The sequence below is a fragment of the Lactobacillus sp. wkB8 genome (genome assembly GCF_000761135.1).
Taxonomy (GTDB): Bacteria; Bacillota; Bacilli; order Lactobacillales; family Lactobacillaceae; genus Lactobacillus; species Lactobacillus helsingborgensis.
The window spans coordinates 1,229,579-1,249,575 of record NZ_CP009531.1; the positions used below are offsets into that span (position 1 = coordinate 1,229,579).

23 protein-coding genes and 1 other annotated feature are annotated in these 19,997 nt (G+C 36.9%); of the genes, 3 read left to right on the plus strand and 20 right to left on the minus strand.

The window, feature by feature from the left end:
• Window positions 1–39: 39 nt before the first annotated feature.
• The 6 genes from LACWKB8_RS05720 to LACWKB8_RS05740 all read right to left on the minus strand — a co-directional run bounded on the left by LACWKB8_RS05720 (window position 40) and on the right by LACWKB8_RS05740 (window position 4,293).
• The gene (locus LACWKB8_RS05720; RefSeq protein ID WP_038523226.1) at window positions 40–444 is read right to left on the minus strand and encodes a rhodanese-like domain-containing protein; all 405 of its coding nucleotides are present in this window, start codon (window positions 442–444) and stop codon (window positions 40–42) included.
• Window positions 445–498: 54 nt separating this feature from the next.
• Window positions 499–717 (minus strand): YqgQ family protein, encoded by a 219-nt coding sequence (locus LACWKB8_RS05725; protein WP_038523229.1) that lies wholly within the window; start codon window positions 715–717, stop codon window positions 499–501.
• The gene (locus LACWKB8_RS05730) at window positions 717–1,397 is read right to left on the minus strand and encodes a rhomboid family intramembrane serine protease (protein ID WP_038523231.1); all 681 of its coding nucleotides are present in this window, start codon (window positions 1,395–1,397) and stop codon (window positions 717–719) included. Before LACWKB8_RS05730 ends, LACWKB8_RS05725 begins: the two co-directional genes overlap by 1 nt.
• 7 nt (window positions 1,398–1,404) lie before the next feature.
• Entirely contained in the window at window positions 1,405–1,980 is a 576-nt protein-coding gene (locus LACWKB8_RS05735; protein WP_038523234.1) for a 5-formyltetrahydrofolate cyclo-ligase, read from the minus strand.
• 53 nt (window positions 1,981–2,033) lie between these two features.
• Window positions 2,034–2,183, minus strand: a complete 150-nt coding sequence (gene rpmG / locus LACWKB8_RS09140; RefSeq protein WP_081945351.1) for a 50S ribosomal protein L33 — start codon at window positions 2,181–2,183, stop codon at window positions 2,034–2,036.
• An 82-nt stretch (window positions 2,184–2,265) separates the two neighbouring features.
• A complete protein-coding gene (locus tag LACWKB8_RS05740) occupies window positions 2,266–4,293 on the minus strand; it encodes a peptidoglycan D,D-transpeptidase FtsI family protein (protein WP_371211458.1) in 2,028 nt (675 codons plus the stop codon).
• A gap of 278 nt (window positions 4,294–4,571) precedes the next feature.
• Here LACWKB8_RS05740 and LACWKB8_RS05745 point away from each other — a divergent pair, with 278 nt between their 5' ends.
• A complete protein-coding gene (locus LACWKB8_RS05745) occupies window positions 4,572–5,486 on the plus strand; it encodes an N-acetylglucosamine kinase (protein WP_038523240.1) in 915 nt (304 codons plus the stop codon).
• 97 nt (window positions 5,487–5,583) lie between these two features.
• Here LACWKB8_RS05745 and greA read toward each other — a convergent pair whose 3' ends face one another.
• The 5 genes from greA to LACWKB8_RS05770 all read right to left on the minus strand — a co-directional run bounded on the left by greA (window position 5,584) and on the right by LACWKB8_RS05770 (window position 11,114).
• Window positions 5,584–6,060, minus strand: a complete 477-nt coding sequence (gene greA / locus LACWKB8_RS05750; RefSeq protein ID WP_038523243.1) for a transcription elongation factor GreA — start codon at window positions 6,058–6,060, stop codon at window positions 5,584–5,586.
• A 77-nt stretch (window positions 6,061–6,137) separates the two neighbouring features.
• Window positions 6,138–8,555: a phenylalanine--tRNA ligase subunit beta gene (gene pheT, locus LACWKB8_RS05755; RefSeq protein WP_038523246.1), complete on the minus strand. Its 2,418-nt coding sequence runs from the start codon at window positions 8,553–8,555 to the stop codon at window positions 6,138–6,140.
• Window positions 8,555–9,604 (minus strand): phenylalanine--tRNA ligase subunit alpha, encoded by a 1,050-nt coding sequence (gene pheS / locus LACWKB8_RS05760; protein WP_038523250.1) that lies wholly within the window; start codon window positions 9,602–9,604, stop codon window positions 8,555–8,557. Before pheS ends, pheT begins: the two co-directional genes overlap by 1 nt.
• 40 nt (window positions 9,605–9,644) lie before the next feature.
• Window positions 9,645–9,848 (minus strand) — a binding site (T-box leader).
• A 47-nt stretch (window positions 9,849–9,895) separates the two neighbouring features.
• Entirely contained in the window at window positions 9,896–10,246 is a 351-nt protein-coding gene (locus tag LACWKB8_RS05765) for a helix-turn-helix domain-containing protein (RefSeq protein ID WP_038523253.1), read from the minus strand.
• A gap of 79 nt (window positions 10,247–10,325) precedes the next feature.
• Window positions 10,326–11,114 (minus strand): RNA methyltransferase, encoded by a 789-nt coding sequence (locus LACWKB8_RS05770; protein WP_242491924.1) that lies wholly within the window; start codon window positions 11,112–11,114, stop codon window positions 10,326–10,328.
• 75 nt (window positions 11,115–11,189) lie between these two features.
• On the opposite strand from LACWKB8_RS05770, the gene LACWKB8_RS05775 reads away from it, so the two are divergent.
• Both LACWKB8_RS05775 and yidC read left to right on the plus strand, forming a co-directional pair.
• Window positions 11,190–11,522: an acylphosphatase gene (locus LACWKB8_RS05775; protein WP_052059663.1), complete on the plus strand. Its 333-nt coding sequence runs from the start codon at window positions 11,190–11,192 to the stop codon at window positions 11,520–11,522.
• A gap of 33 nt (window positions 11,523–11,555) precedes the next feature.
• Complete coding sequence (gene yidC, locus LACWKB8_RS05780) at window positions 11,556–12,515, plus strand: membrane protein insertase YidC (RefSeq protein ID WP_038523259.1); 960 nt, start codon at window positions 11,556–11,558, stop codon at window positions 12,513–12,515.
• A gap of 58 nt (window positions 12,516–12,573) precedes the next feature.
• Here the strand turns inward: yidC and LACWKB8_RS05785 are convergent, their stop codons facing one another.
• The 9 genes from LACWKB8_RS05785 to LACWKB8_RS05825 form a co-directional block, all read right to left on the minus strand.
• Entirely contained in the window at window positions 12,574–14,151 is a 1,578-nt protein-coding gene (locus LACWKB8_RS05785) for a HAMP domain-containing histidine kinase (RefSeq protein WP_207204681.1), read from the minus strand.
• Window positions 14,129–14,842 (minus strand): response regulator transcription factor, encoded by a 714-nt coding sequence (locus LACWKB8_RS05790; RefSeq protein ID WP_038523265.1) that lies wholly within the window; start codon window positions 14,840–14,842, stop codon window positions 14,129–14,131. Before LACWKB8_RS05790 ends, LACWKB8_RS05785 begins: the two co-directional genes overlap by 23 nt.
• 137 nt (window positions 14,843–14,979) lie before the next feature.
• Complete coding sequence (locus LACWKB8_RS05795; protein WP_038523268.1) at window positions 14,980–15,552, minus strand: DUF177 domain-containing protein; 573 nt, start codon at window positions 15,550–15,552, stop codon at window positions 14,980–14,982.
• A 1-nt stretch (window position 15,553) separates the two neighbouring features.
• Window positions 15,554–16,708, minus strand: a complete 1,155-nt coding sequence (locus LACWKB8_RS05800; RefSeq protein ID WP_038523271.1) for a nucleotidyltransferase — start codon at window positions 16,706–16,708, stop codon at window positions 15,554–15,556.
• A 6-nt stretch (window positions 16,709–16,714) separates the two neighbouring features.
• Window positions 16,715–17,062, minus strand: a complete 348-nt coding sequence (gene rsfS / locus LACWKB8_RS05805; RefSeq protein ID WP_038523274.1) for a ribosome silencing factor — start codon at window positions 17,060–17,062, stop codon at window positions 16,715–16,717.
• Window positions 17,063–17,070: 8 nt separating this feature from the next.
• On the minus strand, window positions 17,071–17,667 hold the full coding sequence (gene yqeK, locus LACWKB8_RS05810) for a bis(5'-nucleosyl)-tetraphosphatase (symmetrical) YqeK (protein WP_038523277.1): 597 nt from the start codon (window positions 17,665–17,667) through the stop codon (window positions 17,071–17,073).
• The gene (locus LACWKB8_RS05815; RefSeq protein ID WP_038523280.1) at window positions 17,660–18,301 is read right to left on the minus strand and encodes a nicotinate-nucleotide adenylyltransferase; all 642 of its coding nucleotides are present in this window, start codon (window positions 18,299–18,301) and stop codon (window positions 17,660–17,662) included. The genes yqeK and LACWKB8_RS05815 overlap by 8 nt, the downstream gene beginning before the upstream one ends.
• Window positions 18,302–18,309: 8 nt before the next feature.
• Entirely contained in the window at window positions 18,310–19,425 is a 1,116-nt protein-coding gene (gene yqeH / locus LACWKB8_RS05820) for a ribosome biogenesis GTPase YqeH (RefSeq protein WP_038523283.1), read from the minus strand.
• The gene (locus LACWKB8_RS05825) at window positions 19,418–19,942 is read right to left on the minus strand and encodes a YqeG family HAD IIIA-type phosphatase (RefSeq protein ID WP_038523286.1); all 525 of its coding nucleotides are present in this window, start codon (window positions 19,940–19,942) and stop codon (window positions 19,418–19,420) included. Before LACWKB8_RS05825 ends, yqeH begins: the two co-directional genes overlap by 8 nt.
• Window positions 19,943–19,997 lie beyond the last annotated feature (55 nt).

The window sequence follows — 19,997 nt, forward strand, 5'->3', positions numbered from 1 at the left end:
AAAAACACGTTTGAATGGCTTAACAAACATGTTTTCAATTTAATATTTAGATTTCTTCGTCCGTCCATCCCAGTCCTCAAAACCAGTTTTCAACCATTTGATTGATGAAAAATTCTTCTTTTGTAAGAATCTGGCAGCGCGCAACGTTACTGATAAAGAATCGGAGTACAAATAAACGGGTAAGTCTGTTCTTAACTCCGTATATTGATATTTGAGCATTGTATAGGGCAAATTCCTGGCACCATCAATATGCTTTCTTTTAAATGGTGCTTTTTCACGTAAGTCAACCACTTGCGCCTTCCGCATTCCCTGATTAAATTGCTCATTAGTTAGATCTCCGCCACCTAAAAGTTTTGTTTGTATCTTATGCCATAGCCATACTGCAATAAAGGCTAGAATAACTATAATTAAAATTGCGTCTATAATAACTAAAAAAGATGACATAAATTTTCTTCTCTCCCATTATTAGTTTTTAAACCAAAATAATTCTAAATCGCTCTAAGAGCCGTGTTTGTCCTTATTTTGACGTTCTTCATATTCGTACTCACGTCGCAATATTAGCTTTGCTACTAAATAATCGTGCTGGTCTATTAAATGCGAGTGATTGATGTTATCGAGTTCAAGCGCCATGAGCTCAATATCCCATATTCTTTTACCTACATGAACAAATATACCATACTTTTCTAATAGCTGTTGCACATCGTATAGAGTTTTCATTATAGCTTAATTACCATGCCCATTCTAACAGTTGCTACACAATAAATAATTAAAATGCAGGTAGCAACCACACGTTTTTTAAAAGAATATTTTCTATAAGTTCTATCTCCAATTATCACAGCAATTAAAAAACCAGTCACTAAGCCGCCAATATGCCCTTGAATATCAATATTAGGTGCAAATAGATCTAATGCTATGTTTATTAAAGCTAACCAAAAGGATTGTTTTCCCAAATAGACTAAGACAGGATTATTCCTATTTTGTAATGCTGTCGCTGTCATTGCTCCAAACAAGCCAAATAAAGCAGTAGATGCGCCAGCACTAATAGCACTATCACTACCCCAAGCTAGGCTCAATAAATTTCCTCCAACACCTGAAAGTAAATAAACTACTAGAAAGCGCCAATGACCCAATATTGGTTCCATATAAATACCAAGATAATAGATCATTACGGCATTAGAAATCAGATGCATAATTCCAATATGTAAGAATTGCGCAGTAAATAAACGCCACCATTGGTTGCCAGCTACAATGGCATAGTTATTCATTGCACCCATTTTGATTAATACATAGGTATTTTGTGAACCACCAATGAAAGTTTCTATTAAAAATACCACGAAAAGAATGACTAAAATACATATTGTTATATAGCTATTTCTATATCTTTGTCGCTGATCCATTATAACCTCATTTATTTGCTAAAACCGCATTAGGAGTGATAATCGTTTGAATTGCAATATCAGTAGGTTCAACCTGCCACGAAGCTGTTTCAAAAATCATTTTCGAATTAACTAAAGCAACGGTTTTTGATTGTGGATGCTTAGCTAAAAAGCGATCATAATAACCGCCACCAAACCCAAGGCGTTGATGAGAGTCTAAAGCAAAAGCCAGTCCCGGAACGATAATCAAATCTAAGTCGTTGTTAATTTGTGCATCTGGTTCACTAACTTCTGCAACCCCGAATTTTGACTTAGTCAGCTTGGTCATGTAGCTATAGTAAATAAAATCCTGTGACCGCTCGGCATTATCATTAGCCCGGGCAAGATATACATCTTTACCCATATCCCATAATTGAGCTATCAATCCCGATGTATCAACTTCATAAGTCAAAGAGGATGTGATTCCTACAGTTTGACATTCATTGAGCCACTGCAAGTTCATTATTTTTTTTAACAAAATTTGATCTTCAGCATCTTTTTCTGGTGTTTCAGCAAAATTGCTCAACTTTTCTATTTGTTGTTGTCTAATTTCTTTCTTTGTCATAATTCTTCCATATAAAAAATAGCAGGAGCATAGGCTCCTGCTATATTGGTTTATTACTTAGTTTCACGATGAAGAGTAGTATGCCTTTCAACTGGGCAATACTTCTTCAAACTTAAACGTTCCGGATGCTTACGCTTGTTTTTCTTAGATAAGTAACTTCTATCGCCACATTCGGTGCATTCCAAAATGATGTTGTCTGCCATTTCTTTCACCACCTACGCTTTTATTCTGACTGTATTATCTTAGCATTTTTCTAATATTATTGCCAGCAATATTGTCACTTTTCTATTTTTTATGTAATTTAAAATAGTTTTGTACCATTGCTTTGGTCATCTGCAAAGTATACGAACCTTCTAGTTCGGGATCAAGTCCTGGAAAAATTACAGCAGTAGCTATCTCAGGATTTTTTGAAGGGGCATAACCGACAAAAGTAGCGTTTACTAACTCAGGCGGATCTTTTTGGTTAGGATTATCCGGATCATAGTAAAATGTCTGCGCAGTGCCTGATTTACCTGATATAGAAGGTTTGACGTTTTTCAACTTATGAGCTGTACCCCAAGAGTTAGTGCCGTGAACAACACGCCAAAACCCTTGTCTGACAATATTGAGTTCAGCTTGAGTCCACGGAATTCGAAGCTGAACGTTAGGCTTTCTATTATAATCAATATAGATTTTTTTACCATTATTTGAGGTTCTGCCAATCGATTGCACCACATAAGGCTGCATCCGGTAACCACCGTTAGCAATAGTAGAAACATACTGTACCATTTGAATTAAAGTGTATGCATCATAGTTGCCATAAGACAAGTCTAATACCGAACCGGGCAATACTAATCCTTGCTCATTAAACGATCTACCTTGAATACCCGATATCTCTCCCGGTAAATCAATACCCGTCTTTTGACCTAATCCAAACATATTGAAATTCTTACGTATTGGTTCAAAGGCAGTTTGCGGCATGTGAATTGATTTTTTAGGAACATAAGATGCCTTCACCCATTTCATTGCCAAGTGCATCATATAGATATTACTGGAAACCTCGAGTGCAGTTTCTGCATCTAATGCGCCAAAAGTACCGATTGGATAAACAGATTTCTTAACAGGTGTACTTGGTAAATATACCGGTGTATCAGGCATCACGTTGTTTGTGGGACTAATAACTTTGTTAATTAAACCACCACTTACCATAGCTCCCTTAACGGCAGACCCCATAACAAAAGACTGGTTAATAACGCCTAATGCGTTATTAGTAGTTTTATTTTTTTTAGGATCACGGCTAATCCCTGCCATAGCCAAAATTGCACCCGTTTTAGGGTTCATAGCAACAGCATAAGCACCGTTTGAATAATGGGCAGCCCCTGAACTAATGGCCGCAGAATAGATTTTTTCTAAAGAATTTTGGACTTCTTTTTGATACTGGGCATCCAGAGTCAAGACTAAACTGGAGCCAGCCTGACCTGAATAAACGGATTTTGACTGTTCAATATCTCCTGAATTTTTAGTCCAAACTTTGCTGGTTGCTTTAGTCCCCTTTAATAATGGTTCATATTTTTCTTCTAAATATGAAGTGCCAACCCGGTCATTTCTGGAATAGCCGTTAGTTAAATAATATTGTAGGTTATCGCTAGGTAAACCTGCTTTTTCGGTAGAAACCGAACCGATAATACTCTGAATTGACGAACCATTTGGGTACGACCTTTGCCAATCAGTACCAATGCCAACGCCAGGCAGATCTGAAAGATGTTCACCAACGCTAGCGATTTCCTTGTCAGTTAAATGATTATTTTTGATATAGATTGTAGAAAGCGTGTACGCTCCAGAAATCTTGTTATAAATTAAAGCCGCAGTTCTTTCCCGTTTATTTAGCTTAATATGCTCAGCACTCACTTGCTGTTGAATTCTCTTATTGATTAATTCATCATCTTGAGTTTGCCGGACGGATTTTGGTACCTTGGCGGACTCTTTGGCACTATTTTTTTTATTAGCTAAATAATAATCAATTACTTGCTGCTCAGTCGGTTTTTCATCGTTAATTGTAATATAGCGACTAAGAGCATTAGAAATGGCATAAATATCCTCTGTGGTAGTTGAGACACTTTTGGTATAAGTAATAGCATTTTTAGCCCTGTTACCAACTAAAACGCGACCTTTAGTATCATACATTACTCCTCGAGGAACCTGACTGGAAACCACAGCGGAATTAGATTTTTGGACTTCAGCTTTAAAGCGGGAGCCATAGCCAATTTGTAAATACGCTAGTTGTCCAATTAGAGTAGCAAAAAGCACAAAAATAATTCCTAAAATTATTTTCATCCTGACCGGAGTAGAAGCCTGTTTTTTTGAATTATCATTCTTTGTTTTCAATTTTTTCTTAAAAAAATTCACGTAGCCTCAACCTCACTAAACTAGTGTAATTTTATCAGAAACCAACATACAATTCTATTGATTAAAAGGGCCTTTGACAAAATTTTAACAGTTATAAAATAAGTAAAGCAAATAAAGTGTTCGTAAGCACTTTAATAAAAATCTTCTGTATTTTGCTAAAGTGTAATAAAATAATGTTAGTTGATTAAATAGAAAGAAGAAAGGTTATGACACTTAAATATCAGATTGGCGTTGATGCCGGAGGAACGCATACTACTGCTATTGCCTATGATCTTAACGGTGAAGAAATAGAGCGTTCTCAAGCCGGCCCTGGTCAAGTAAATACAAATTACACCAGCGCAATTTCAAATATTACTGAAGCGATTAATAAATTAATAGACCAAATTGATGGTGATTGCCAAAGAATACTTTGTGGTATGGCTGGCTTATCGGTCATTGGACATGCAGCTGAAGTAGCTGCTGAAATTTCTGCTAAAGCCGAAAATTTACCTACTAGAGCAATTACAGATTCACTTCTGGCATTATATAATGGTCTTGAAGGAGAAGACGGGGGTCTTGTTATTGCCGGCACGGGTTCTGTCTTTAATGGCTTGCAAAAAGGCAGGATAATCACGACTGGCGGTTATGGCTCCATATTAGGAGATGAAGGTTCGGGTTATGCAATCGCACTTTCCGCATTAAAATCTGCTTTACTCAGTTGGGATAAACGAGAAGATAACGAGTTGATTTCCCTTTTTAACCAACTTTTTAAAGTAGACAATTTGACTGACGCAACTGCTAAATTTTATAAAACCAACAATGCCGATTTTGCCTCAATGGCAGTAGATGTGGCAAAATTGGCAGACAAAGGCAATAATTTTGCCATTGCAGTGATCAAGGAGCAAGCTGAATTACTTGCAAGAGATATTATTATCGGCATGGACAGATATGATGAACCTAAGCCAATGAAAATTGCACTGACCGGTTCCGTCTTAGCTAACAATGGCATGTTACGTGATTTCTTGGAGAATAAAGTTCACGAGAAATATCCACAAGCACAATTTTCGATTTCCAACGGTGAAAATGCCCGCGGAGTAGTTTTTGATAGAAGCAAAGATTACCGCTATTTCACTAGTCATTAATTTTTAAGAATAAATAAAGACCAGAATTTTGCTTTTTAACAAAATTCTGGTCTTTTATTTGCCACTTAACTAAAGCAAACCTGCTTATCTGACTAGATTATTCTTCAACTTTATTAATAACTACGTCAAATTTACCACCAGGTGTCGAAATGGTTACTGTCTCGCCCTTTTTTTTGCCCAAAATTGCTTGAGCAATTGGCGAATCATTAGAAATCTTGCCATTCATCGGATCAGATTCATCACTACCAACAATAGTGTAGGTTTCCGGCTCATCTTCACCCACTTCAGTATAAGTAACTGTCTTACCTACAGCTACTTCATCTGGATCACTAGCATTAGCATCAACGACATGAGCATACTTAAGCATTTCTTCAACAACGCTAATACGATCCTCTAAATGACTTTGTTCATCCTTAGCTGCATCGTATTCGGAGTTTTCAGACAAGTCACCATAAGAGCGGGCAACCTTAATTCTTTCAATTACTTCTGGTCTTTTTACTACTTTTAAATTCTTTAATTCTGCCTCAAGCTTTTCTTTACCTTCAGCAGTCATTGGATATGATTTTTCAGGCATAAAATTTTCTGCTCCTTAAAGTTAAAATTCCTTTTGCACTGGTATATGATATTAACTTAATTGTTTAAAGTCAACTATTAACGTATTTCTACTTTGAGCTGCTTTTCAAGATTGGTTTCAACAGAATCCATTGCCTTGTTAACGATTTCATCGGTTAAAGTGTCGTTTTCATTAAGGAAAGTTAAACGATATGCAAAACTTTTCTTGTCTTCGGCAATATGAGAACCACGATAGACATCTATAATACGCAAATTATTGAGATATTTACCACCATTTGCTTTGATAACATCTTCAACAGCTTGATTAGTCACATCTTGATCTACCAAGATTGAAAGGTCGCGCTCAACTGCAGGGAATTTTGGAGCACTTTGAGCAATAGTATGTGGATGTAAAATTAAAGGAATAATGTCATCGAGATTTAATTCATAACCATAAATCTCGCTATCCTTCATCGCTTTATTAGATTGAGTCACAGGACGATCCAACATGCCGATCATACCAACATATTTGTTTTTAATGTAGATGCCAGCTGTTCTGGTAGGATGCATGTACATAATTACTTCGGCCCTGTATTCAACATCGTTTGGATCAATTCCGATTGCAGAGAACAAGTTAGTGAGTTGCCCTTTAACGTAAAAGAAATCAATCTTTTCATTGTCGTTTTGCCAGTTTTCAAAATAAACATTGCCACTATATAATGCAGCTAAATGTTCATGCTCATTATAAGTATTATTTTCAAAATCATAGACACGACCCTGCTCAAAAATTGCTAATTGATTTTGCTTGCGTGCCATATTGTAGCTTGCAGCATCAACTAAGCCTGTCATAAGGTTTTGTCTTAAAGTCGAACGGTTTGAATTCAATGGCATTTGAACTTCAACAGGTTTCTTAGGCTCTTTTGAAAAGCCAATTGCTTTTTCAAGTGAAGTTAACGAATAAGAAATAGCTTCTATTAAGCCTTGACCTTGGACGACATTTTTAATACGTCTAATAGCTTCTTCTTTTTTAGAGTAGCCACCGTGTGTTTCAGCTAAGACAGGCTGCGTCGACTCAATATTATCATAACCATATAGGCGTCCTACTTCTTCAACGAGATCAGCAGGAATAGCCACATCCCACCGTCTTGCAGGAACATCAACTACTAAATCATCATCGTTAATTTCAGCTTTGAAATTTAAACGGCCAAAAATAGCAGCAATTTCCGCCGGGGAGATTTTTGTACCCAATACTTTGTTGATATAAGAGATTGTGGTTTTAATTTCAGTTGGTTGGCGCTTTTCAGAGCTACCGGTAATAACACCTTCATTAATGGTACCGGAAGCATCATTACGTAAAAGAAGCGCAGCCATATCTAATGCTCTTTTGGTTGCATCCCAGTTAACGCCTTTTTCATAACGACTAGAAGCCTCTGTTCTGTTAGCATGACGCAAAGCTGCTTTCCTAATTAAAGTAGGATCAAAAATAGCAGACTCTAACAAAACATCAGTAGTATCATCTTCAATTTCTGAATTAAGCCCACCCATTACTCCGGCCATCATCACTACATCTTCACCGTTGGTGATTACAATATCGTTAGGGTCAAGATCAACTTCTTTGTTATTTAACAAAGTCAGCTTTTCATCTTTAGCAGCTTTTCTAACAACCAGTTTGTTTGTTTTAAAGGAGCGCGCATCATAACTGTGCATTGGCTGACCGGTTAAAAGCATAATGTAATTAGTAACATCAACTACATTATTAATAGGTCTAATTCCCGCATTCCAAAGTCGTCTTTGAAGCCAGAGAGGACTATCGCCTATTTTCACATTACTAATTTTGCGCAAGTAAAATTTGGGTGCAAGCTGAGGGTCAACTTCAGTAGTAAAGTCGCTGGTCCAGTCTGGACCGTCTTCTTTAACAACTACGTCATCGACTTTGACTGGTGTATCAACAATAGCTCCAACTTCATAAGCTGAACCTTCCATAGATAAAGTGTCAGCACGGTTAGGGGTAATGTCAAAATCAAAGATGTAATCATCCATCCCTAATAGTTTAAATGCGGATTGTCCCAGTTTGATATCGGCATCTTGAGGAAAAACATAGATACCATTGGCATATTTTTCAGGCACTACCTTATCCGGAAAACCTATTTCTTGGAGGCCACAAATCATACCGTTTGATTCATTGCCGCGCAATTTGGTTTTTTTGATTTTAACATTGTCGGCAATTCTGGCGCCTGGCAAAGCCACCACTACGTTTTCTCCAGCAGCTACATTAGGAGCACCGCAAACTATTTGATAAGGTTCATCTTCACCGACATCAACATGAGTTAAATTCAAGTGCGTACCAGAAATGGGTTCGCAGTCAATAATATGGCCCACTACCAACTTCTTCATCCCGTCTTCAGGATGTTTAACTTCTGCTACTTCAACACCTGTCCGAGTTATTTTTTCAGCTAAATCATTAGGATTCTGGTCCAACTTAATAAAATCCTGCAACCAATTGTATGAAACTAGCATTATCTTTCCTCCCTACTGAACTGTTCTAAGAAGCGGACATCATTTGTATAAAAATCACGAATGTCATCAATGCCGTATTTAAGAATAGCGAAACGGTCTAATCCCACGCCAAAGGCAAAGCCACCGTATACATTGGAATCAATCCCGGCATTTTCTATCACATTAGGATGGACCATGCCAGCACCCAAAACTTCAATCCAACCCGTATATTTACAAATAGAGCAGCCCTCGCCATTGCAGTTAAAGCAAGAAACGTCCATTTCCACAGATGGCTCAGTAAAAGGAAAGTAACTAGGACGAAGGCGAGTTTCTCGATCTTGACCAAAAATGTGCTTGGCCATTAGTTCTAAAGTCCCCTTTAAATCGCCCATCGTAATGTTCTTGTCCACTACGAGACCTTCCATTTGCATAAATTGGTGTGAGTGAGTTGCATCATCATCATCGCGCCGATAAACTTTTCCGGGTCCAACCATTTTAAGAGGTCCTTTAGTGAAATCGTGTTTTTCCAAAACGCGTGCTTGATCACCTGAAGTTTGAGAACGCAACAAATTTTCAGGATCAATATAAAAAGTCTCTTGCATATCCCTTGCTGGGTGGTCTTTTGGCAAATTCATCATTTCGAAACAATAGTGGTCCGTTTCAATTTCTGGTCCTTGCACCACTCTATAACCCATCCCGATAAAGTATTTTTCGAGATCATCCAAAATAATATTGATCGGATGCTTTGTTCCAAGATGTAATTCACGTCCGGGTAAAGTAACATCAATTTTTTCTTTGTTTAACTGTTCTTCAACCAAAGCTTCAACTATCTCTGTTTTGGCATCATCCAGCTTACTGTTAAAAAGATCGCGTAATTTATTAACGCGTTGTCCCACTTCGCGCCTATCACTGGGATCAATATCTTTCATCGAATGGAGGATCTCGGTTAGTTCGCTTTTACGACCAGTTAATTTAACCCTAACGTCATTTAATGTTTCTTCGTTTTTAGCCTTATCAATCTCAACCAGACCTTTTTCACGCAATTGTTTCAGCCTGTCAAACAAGTCCATAAAAATTTTCCTTTCAAATCAAACAAAAAAGCTTCATCCCAAAAGGGACGAAGCTTCGCGGTACCACCCTAGTTTGTACATAAAATGTCCACACTTTAAATTTCGCTAACGGTGAATACCGGAATGGATTAGATTCTACTAATAAGATGAAATTCACAGTTCTGTTTAAACTTTTCTCTCAGCTCAATAAAAAAGTTTCTCTGATTAAATGATTGCTGCTACTAGTCTTACTCTTTGTAATTAGTTACTAGAATATATCATTTCTCAAAAACTTGCAAGTGCATACGAAATTTATACCCATTTATCTGCCCAGGTATGAATTTGATCAAAAACAGGCTTTAATTCCTCTCCCTTTTTGGTCAAACCATAAGAAATAATTTTGGTTTTATCATCAACTGAGCGCTCTACAATATCTTCCTTTTCAAGTTCTTTCAGTCTTTCAACCAAAACACGATCTGAGCAAGCCATAACACAACGAGCTAAGTCCTTAAAGCGCATATAATCTCCGGCACAAAGCGAACTAATAATTAGTCCATTCCATTTTTTACCGATAATTTTAAACGCGTTAATGAAATGTTTGCAAGATTCATAATCAGGAGCACCGCAATCCGCACAGCGTTTTTCCTTAATACCTTGAGTCATGATACCGTCCTCCCACAACAAAGTGTTTATTTCGTCTTTTATTATATTAAATATACTTACTAAAAACAAGTATAATCGTCTAGGAGAAGTAATAAATGATTATCCCTGCTGCGACTGCCGCATTTAATGACTCGGCTTGGCCCTTGATAGGAATATATAACTTTTCATCACTTAGTTTTGCTATTTCTGTAGTAACACCATGAGCTTCGTTGCCAATAACAATGCCTACTTGCGGTACTTTTTCAAACTCGGGTAACTGTTTGGCATTTTGATCTAATAAACTAGCATACACAGGAATTGCATTGTCTTGCATTTCTTTTATAACAGTTGGTAAATTTTCCATGATTAAATTAATATGGAATTGACTGCCCTGCATTGCTCGTTGAGTTTTAGGATTATAAATATCAACGCTTTCCGGTGCAAGCACAACGCCATCAAAGCCTGCCGCATCAGCTGTTCTGACAATAGTGCCCACATTACCGGGGTCAGCCAGATGATCCAGTAGAACCCATTTACCGAAATTAAAATGATAATTTTGTGGTTGTGAAATCTTGAGGATCATAAAAATATCCTGCGAATTTTTTGTACTTGTAAGATGACTGGCAACGAGAGTATTAATTTCAAGCACATTTTTACTTTCCAGATTAATAGAAAATTTTTTTGCCAAGTGCAGTAAGGCTTCTTCAGCACCCAAAAGATAGATAAATTTTTCCCCAGCTTTTAATGCTTCTTCAACAAGATGGAAGCCTTCAATCATATATAAACCAGTTTTTTCACGGTATTTTTTTTGCTTTAATTTAGCTAAATTCTTAATAACATTATTATTGACAGAACTTATTTTTTTTGACATCAAATCAGCTTCTTTCATATTAATTAATATATTGTTTTAATTTCAACCAAATAAAATGTTAAAATCAAGAAAGCAATGTAAGAAAGGACTATTATGGGATTTTTTAAGCGACACAAACAGGAAAACAAAAATACTTCTCAAAAAAATTCCGCAGAGACTTGGCAGCTAACTGTATCGGGCATTGTTCAAGGTGTTGGCTTTCGCTGGAGTGTATTAAATTTGGCCCAGCAAATGAAGATTGCAGGCAATGTCCGTAATAATAGCGATGAAACGGTCACAATTACTTTGCAAGCGGGCTTAAACCAAGTCAATCAGTTTTGCTCTGAACTGCCCCAAAACATTTCACCGTTTGCTAGAATATCAAACATCAAAAAAGAAAAGCTGTCAAATGTAGCCAAAATGAGTGGTTTTCATGTATTATATTAGTTATTGGCAAAAAATAATAATTGGGTGAATTGAATGAAAAAATTTCGTAAATATATTGGATTAATTGTAGTTTGTTTGGCGGTAATGTTAGTTGTTACTGCATGTGCTCAAAATGGCAGAAAGCCGCCTACAGATTTTCTTTATGGCACAATTTATAAGTTTATCGGTAAGCCTTTACAAAACATTATGCTCTTTTTTTCTCACGTTATAGGTGGGGAAAATGGTGCAGGTTGGGCTATTATCCTGATGACCTTCGTAGTCAGAATGGTACTTTTACCGCTAATGCTTAACCAGCAAAGAAAAGCCACAACACAACAAGAAAAGATGGCAAGACTGCAACCGCAGATGAAGTTGATCCAGGAGACGATGAAACGCAAAGACTTGACTCAGGAGCAACAAATGACCGTGGCAGGGTGGCAACGTCAGCTTTATTCCCAAAACAACATTTCTTTAACCGGTGGAATGGGTTGCCTACCGTTAATTATCCAATTCCCAATCATGCTGGGAATTTATGATGCTGTAATGTATTCCAACACATTAGCCAGTTCAAGCTTTTTTGGAATTTCATTGAGTAACAGATCGGTTTTAGTAACGATTTTTGCAACAATCTTTGCTTTCTTGCAAGGCTATATTTCCTTAGTGGGCATCCCTAAAGAACAGAAAAAGCAAATGCAGTCAATGATTTTAATGAATCCCATTATGACTCTCTTTATTTGCCTATCTGTTTCAGGCTCGGTTACCTTATACTGGGCAGCCGGAAACTTCTTTTCCGTTATTCAGCAATTGATTGTAACATTTATTATCATGCCCAAAGTTAAAAAAGAGGTTGATGAAGAATTAAAACGGGAACCTATGACCCAAGTCGTTACTAAAGAGAAAGTCGCTGAATTAATTAATAATCAAGCTGCTAATCCGGCTCAATCTGAACAGACTAAAGTATTACATGAAAATCTCCGCAATCGTAATAAAGGCAAACAGCAAAAACGTCCATAATTATGAGCGCTAATCAAAAGACCTTTAAGTCGTGATCATCGACTTAAAGGTCTTTTTGTTATTCTTTTTGCTCTTTTGAGCCTTGTTCATTTTCTTCGCGCTGGCGTAGTTTTTTTGCCTGGGACTCAGACAGTGCAGGAAAGACCATGATAAATTGGCTTCCCTGACCTTCAACAGAGTCGACACTTATGTTACCGTGATAACTGGTTACAAGCTTTTGAGCTATTGATAGACCTAAACCATTACCGCCTTTTTCACGAGTGCGTGCTTTGTCAACCCGATAAAAGCGATTAAAGATTTTGCCTTGTTCTTCTTTTGAAATGCCTTCACCAAAGTCTTGGACTATAATATGGACCTCATCTTGGGATAATCCGGCTGAAACATTCATTTCTTTACGATCGGTAGAGTATTTAACGCCGTTATCTATTAAAATTACCAGCAGCTGCTCTAAATGTCCCTGGTAAATCTGAATTTCTGTCTCAGCTGGCAAATCGTCCATGTCTAATCTGATTGTAAAATCTTTGTGAACTAGTGACATATCACCAACAACACGTTTCAGGACTTCAGAAACTTTAGTAACTGCATAAGGATACTGCACATTAATTTGTTCTGCACGCGTTAAATCCAACATTTCTTGAATTAAGTGCTGCATTCTCTTTGCTTCCTGCAGTGAGGCATCGATTGACTCATCTAAAATTTGCGGGTCATCTTTTCCCCAGCGCTTTAGCATACTTAAGTGCCCCTCAATTACAGCTACTGGGGTGCGAAGTTCGTGAGAAACATCACCGACAAATTCTTTTTGCTGGTCAATATAACGCTGCATGCGATCAAGCATTTGATTAAAGGAAACAGCTAATTCTTGTAATTCATCGTGCCGGTGAAAATCTCTAATTCTGATACTACTATTAGGATCGTCATTTACTTCCAAAGCAACGTGCGACATTTCTTTTATTGGTTTCACAATGTCACGGACAATTATAAACGCCACTAAAGTGAAAAAGATTATTGCAGCAACAGAAATTCGCGCCATCCATTTAAGCAGATTCTTCATCAACCCGTTATAGTAAGTCATTTTGTTTGCCACAACTATATAGCCAGTGACTTTGCCTGAACGGGCCGACCGAACTTTTTGATATGTAATCAATTCTTCACGGCGATGTTTAAAAACATGAACTACCTGATGATCACCTTTAATTTTTTTAAAAGGCGGAATTGCACTGCCATTATCAAAAACATCTTCTTTACGCAGATTATAAACTACCACGTTTAGATCACGATTAGTTAAAGACGACAAAAGATCGTCATTAAAAGCACTCCTATTGGGCTGATCTGAACTAATTGGCGGATTGCCCTTTAAAACTTCTCTAGTAGAGGGAGTTAATGCGGGTACAACATTAGAGATTTCTAATTGAGTTGGTATTCTATTCAAAGTACTATTGAGTTTAGAAACAATTTCATTTGAAGTCTCTTTTTGTTGTCCCATTGATTGTTGACCAATGAATGAATAAATTATGAATGAAAAAACAATAAAAGAGACCATGATCGTCAATGCAACGACGCTTACCCACCGTACAACAAGTGACGAATGTTTGGTCTCTTTTTTGCTTTTCTTTTTATTTCTTTTCATCATCCTCATCTCTTACCATATACCCAGTTCCACGAACCGTCTTGATATAAGATTGTTTACCTGGAACATCAATCTTGTTTCTTAGATAACGAACATACACTTCTACCACGTTTGTTTCGATATTTGAACCTGGGCCCCAAATCTTTGATAATAACTGGTCACGGCTGACAACATTATTCTTATTCTTAATTAATGTCATTAGCAAATTGTACTCACGTTTAGTTAAGTCAACGGCTTTACCATCACCGCGACGGACAATTCTGTTTGCAGTTTCAATAGTAAGGTCTTTAAATTTAACTACTTTCTTCTCAACTGAATCATCGGAAGCATCTTTTTCAATCTTGACACGACGCAAAACTGCACGCAAACGAGCTAGCAGTTCTTCAATGGCAAAAGGCTTGACAATATAATCATCGGCACCATGATCAAGGCCAGAAACTCGATCAATGACTGAATCCCGAGCCGTCATCATAATGATTGGTGTACTTTTAACTTGGCGCACTCTCCGGGCAATTTCTAACCCATTCAGATCAGGCAGCATCAAGTCCAATAAAATTGCATCAAAATCTTCTTTTAAAGCTAGATCAAGTGCCTTGCGGCCATTACTTTCGACAACTGTGTCATATTTTTCATGCTTTAATTCCAATTCAACGAAGCGAGCCAAATTCTTTTCATCTTCAACAATTAATATTCTTGCCATTTTTGTTCATCCTTTTTTAAAATTTAATTTCGGTTTATTTAATTCATATCTTAATCAACAATTAAAGCATACTTTAAAAATGCTTTTAAAACAAGATTAAAAACCAGCATTTCAACAATACTGATCTCATAACTTATTTAATTATTTTTATTTTCATTATTCAAGTTTTTATTATTTTCCGTAAACAAATCTTTTAATTTAGCAAAAGCGGGATTAACTTGTTCTTTTTGCTCTTTAACGAAATCATCTTCAGAAATTACCGACCAGCCTTTTCCTCGAGGATAAAGATTCTCCTGCTCCTCTTTTTTGGTTAAAATCGTTGTCGGAATGTGTAATAAAATATTATCTTCAATCGCCTTTTGCAAATCAATAATTTCATTTTCTACCTTGACAATGGGAATCTCGCTTTCAGCACTCTCCTCTTTTGCCACATCAGTATCAGTATAATTCTCGCTAAAGTGAAAGTCTTCTTGGAAATCAACCGGTTCTAGACTGCGACTGGAAGGGACAACTAGCTGGGCTACAACGTGGAAATTCCCTGTAACATAGGGCTGATTATAAAAGACAGCGCCAGATAGCTTAATATTTTTTACCTGATAAACTAAATTCTGGCTACGCTTTAGAAATTCTTTTTCTGGTTGCACCTCACACTCAATATGAGTCAATGGCTCTTTACTATTTTTAATCTGGGCAAAATTAAGTGTTAACATTTTAAACCTCCAGCGGTTTACGACCAAAGTTTTGATCAACTTGCATCAGTTGTTCAAAGAAACGATCAACACGTATTTGCAAATTCAGCGATCCACTTTTAGTGTTTTTTTGATCAACTTTAGAAATCACGTCCGCAGTCGTATCTTTTCTAATTTTCTTAAGATACTTTCGTCCTAGTTTGCTATAACCTAAAAGGAGCAGCGATTCATGGTTAAAGCTGTTAATCATATCATCTTGAGTCACATTTAATAGCGTATACAGACTAAGCCGGCGCAGACGAGAATAAGTATATCTTTTAGACTTGATCATACGTAAAAATTCGGTAAACGATTGTGCGTTATGAATTTCATGTTTCATTTTATACTCAAGTCCTTCGCTCATTTGGTAAACTTGGTGCAAATCTTCTAAAGAAGAAGATTCAAGCCGATATTTAAGAAATGGAAACAATAGATTCCAATTAGGATAAGCTTTTTGCTTAAAAAGCAGCTGTACCTCTTTTTTCGGCAGCCATTGTTCTAACGTACAATTATTTTCATTATGCAGAATTAAATTACGAATTGCACTGGCACTTTGAACAACCTTGTTATTTTGCAAAACATCATCATGTCCTGCCCCAATACGATTAATTGGGTGTAAAACTAGCGGTGTACCCAAATTATGATTAGCTACAGCATACGCCAGTGCCAAAATAGCATTAGGTTCATTTACTTCATGTCCAACCTCACGAGCCACCATTTGATTATACTGAGTTGAGTATGTTTGACTGTAATCATTAAAATCCATGTGACTTTGAGGTATTTCAGCAATTTTACTCCCCAAATAAGCAAAGTTTTGCGTAGCATCTTCAACACCAAAGATTAGATCGGTAACCCCGACTTTAGCTAGTTGATCAATGCTGCCAAGAGCAAACAAGTCAGCTGGCTCAACGGAAGTTGAAAACGGCAATTCGAATACTAGGTCAGCGCCGCTTTCAAGAGCAGCCTGCGCCCGAGTCCATTTATCCATGATTGCCATTTCGCCTCGTTGGACATAGTTACCGGACATGATCACAACTATTGGGTCTTTATTTCCAGCTATATAGCGCGCCTGATTCATCAAAAATTCATGCCCGCTATGGAAGGGATTATATTCCGCGATGATCCCTACAACACTCATGGTCAGTTAATCTTCCTCTAATTCCAATTTTTTACCGTTGGCCCACAGTTTTTCTACATTATAAAAATCTCTGGCTTCTTCGGTAAAAACATTCACTACTACATCACCTAAATCAAGTAAAAGCCAATTTGATTCGCTCGTACCCTCAACGCGGTAGTCATAATAATCCGCTTTATGAGCTTCATCTATGATCGCATTAGCTATAGCATGTAACTGTCTATTTGATCCGGCACTGGTGACAACATAATAATCAGCTAAAATACTATGCCCTTGCATATCAAAAGCAGCTGTATTTTCGCCGTGACGATCACTAATTGCTTTTAAGGTAAAACTTAATATTTCTTTACTAGTCATTTTTCTCCTTATTTTTTTATACTCCAAACATTGTAAGCATTTAAAGTTCGTGGATAAATCTTATTCCTTTTTTCAATTAAAAATTCAAGGGTATGTGCTAATTGGTAACCGACACCTTCATTAAGATTAGCATAAGTTATCTTACGCGCTTCTTCAACTCCGGGAAATGATCTGCCGGGTTCAATAAAATCTGCCATATACACAATTTTGTCCAAAGTTGTCATCTCAACGTCAGCGGTAGTATGTCTGCTTACAGCCGTTAAGATTTCCTCATCATTAATTTTTAAATCACGTTGAATAAAATAAACACCAACAATTCCATGCCAAATGCTCCGGTTCCAATTTAATAAATCTTGATCAAAACCTTGAGTTTTAATTACTTCACGGTATTCAGAAACAGGAACCTGCTTGGCATAATCGTGAACAAAACCCGCCAAAGCCGCTTTATCCTGATCATAATGATTAAGTTCAGCCAATCTAACTGCTGTTTGACTGACACCAACGCAATGCTCAAAGCGGTCAGCTGTCATGTTGTTTTGCTCTCTAGCAATTATTTCAGCACTGCTTAGAGGAGAATAGGTTTTTTCAAAAAATAAATCACTCATGATATAGACCTTTTTTCTGAATATAATTTCTGACTGTATCAGGTACTAAATACCTAATTGAACCACCAATTGTAATTGTCTGCCTAATTAGTGTAGAACTAACTTCAATTTCAGGAATATCAACCCAAATCATTGGCAGTTTTGCTTTTTGAGGATATCCTGCTCTTTGAACTCCCACCAGTGTAGCTAATTGTGCTAGCTTGGTTGGTTCCTTCCATTCATTTAAATTATTAACCTGATCACTGCCCATAATTAAATAATAATGATTTTCGGGTTGAGTTTCATGCAAATATCTCAAAGTGTCAATCGTATAGGAAACGCCCCCACGGTATAATTCGAATAATTTCACTTGAAACCGAGGGTTGTCTTGAGTTCCTAATTCAAGCATATTTGCACGATCTTGCGCAGACGCAATTGGCTCATCTTTTAAAGGTGGCAAATTAGTAGGAATAAACCAAATTTCATCCAAATGCAATTTGGTTAGTACTTGTTCAGCCACTATTAAATGACCAATATGAATTGGGTTAAAAGTCCCACCAAAAATACCAATTTGACGACCTTTCTGGGGTGCTAATTTTTCTTCAGCTACAGCCACTGTAGGTGTTTTTTGATAATTTTTTGCAATAGCGATCATTATATCCTCTATATTAACGCACGTCTAATTCCCAAGCCAATCTGACCAGGTGTATAAATTTTAACTAAACAATTTGCAGGAACTGTGATAAAACCGATTCCGCCAAAAAGCAAGTCACTTTTATTACTAGTATGATATTCCTGCCCCTTTAATGATGGCAAATTATCTTCTTTAGTCGGTGGACTCAATAATTCACCAATGTGCTTGGTATAAAAAGCATCAGCATTTGCCGTCTTGGTTCTGTGAATGTATAGACCCCGAGCCGCATAAACTGTGAAACTAGCTTTTTCACCTTTTAAGAAGTCTACTCGCCCTAAACCTGCTAGAAAGAGACTATTACCGGGGCTTAACTGAAACGTTACCGGCTTGAGCTGCTTTTGCGGTGATACCACTGCTAATTCCTTGGTATTCAAATGTGTAACCAATTGATTTTGGGTCAATATGCCGGGAGTATCTATTAAAAAATGACCATTTGCCAAAGGAATTTCAATTTTAGCTAAAGTTGTTCCCGGAAAACGTGAGGTCGTGATTAGATTTTTAACATCCCCCATTTGGTCAATAATCGCATTCAAAAGAGTTGATTTTCCTACATTGGTCATTCCCACAAAATAAACATCTTGCTCACGTGATTTCTGATCTAAATACGTTATCAACTCAGTTAGATTTTTCTTGTTTTTAGCGCTGACTAAAAATATTTTTTTGGGAAACAGTCCTGCCCTATTAGCTTCTTGTCTCATCCAATCCTTGATTTTGCTTTGTAGGGAATTGTCGGGAAACAGGTCAAATTTATTACCCACCAGTATAAAATCATTTTCACCAATAAAACGTTTAAGTGACGACAATAAAGAATTAGTAAAATCAAATAAATCAACCACATTGACGACCAAAGCCTTCTTTGTAGCCAAAGAATTCAAGAGCTTTAAAAAGTCATCATTATCGGCATTGACAGGCATAATTTCATTATAATGACGCAGCCGAAAGCAACGCTGACAGTAAATATCGTTGCCTTCATCTCCACTTTCTATTGCCTGTTGCAATCGTGAAATTGGCAGATAACCAGCTTCTTGCGGGTTATCTGATTGAAGAACAGCACCACAACCAATACAAACAATTTGATCATCCATTTTTTAACGTCTCCTTAAATGTAACTGGGTGCGAAAAGTTGAGAAAAAAGAAAATAATTTTTTCAAAAAAACGATTAATACGGGTATTCCATTTGTCAGTTTGAATAAGAGGCTCAACCAAGACAGATTTGACACCAGCTAAATTGCCAGCTTGAATATCGGTAATTAACTGATCTCCCACCATCATTACCTGTCCTTTCTCTAAGCCCATTGATTTTCTTTTTTTACTAATCGCAAATGGTAACGGCTTTTTAGATTTAGCAACAAAATCAATGTGATAGGGATTTAAAACTTTCCCTACCCTTTCAGCATTATTATTGGAAATTACCACCAACTTAATTTGCGCTTGTGCTAATTTTTTATTAAAGCTATCCATTTTTTGAGCAGTTTCAAATTCATTCCAAGCTAAAAGAGTATTATCTAAGTCAGAAAATACAGCTTTAATATTCATTTGCTGCAGCATATCTGGATCTAAATGATAAATCGTATCAATAGTATAGCGTGGCCTGAATAACATCCAATTTACCTTTCATCTATTATTGCACTAGTTTAATATATCAAATTATTAGCTG